Source organism: Oleiphilus sp. HI0079, from assembly GCF_001635105.1.
In genome coordinates this window covers 1-682 of the sequence record NZ_LWFT01000415.1, presented here as the reverse complement: position 1 = coordinate 682, position 682 = coordinate 1, and the positions used below count along the sequence as shown (strand labels likewise).

At 43.7% G+C, this 682-nt stretch carries 1 pseudogene; it reads left to right on the top strand.

The window, feature by feature from the left end:
* Window positions 1-306: 306 nt before the first annotated feature.
* Window positions 307-682 (top strand): annotated as a pseudogene (locus A3750_RS05420) (transposase); the annotation flags it as partial.

Here is a 682-nt window from a genome sequence, read left to right as displayed (position 1 = left end):
TTCACTGACCCGACTGTTTGAAACACCATATCGCTACTTATATTCATAGGGAGTTGATTGGCAATCGAATTCGAAATCTCTCGGGCCTTTTCACACACATTAAAGTCAATCAAATTTGGTGTACAACTATTCAGAGTCTTTGCAGCGATCTGTTGATGCAACTTGCATCCTCTATCTTGACCGTTGTCACACGCCTTTTTATACCAATTTCTAGCAATGCCGTAGTCTCTTTTTACCTTTCCCCTAAATTTAAAACCATGAACTCGATGAGATTTCCAATTATCCTAGCAATATGGAGATCTCAATATGAAGAAGCGATATTCAGAAGAACAAATCATCAAGGCGATCAAGCAGCATGAGGCTGGAGCTAAAGTTGAGGATATTTGTCGGGAGATGGGTATCTCATCCGGCACATTTTACAACTGGCGATCTAAGTATGCTGGCCTTGAGGTGAATGAAGCCAAACGACTGAGAGAGCTAGAGTCAGAGAATGCAAAGCTTAAACGCTTGCTCGCGGAGAAACTCTTGGAAGTTGAAGCAATGAAGGAAGTCGTTGCAAAAAAGTGGTGAAGCCAGTCGAACGGAAGCCAGTTGTCGTCTTTCTGATGGATCGGTTTGGTTTTTCAGAACGCCGCGCCTGTGCTCTTGCTCAAATCAGTCGGACTGGCTTTCGCCATCAAGC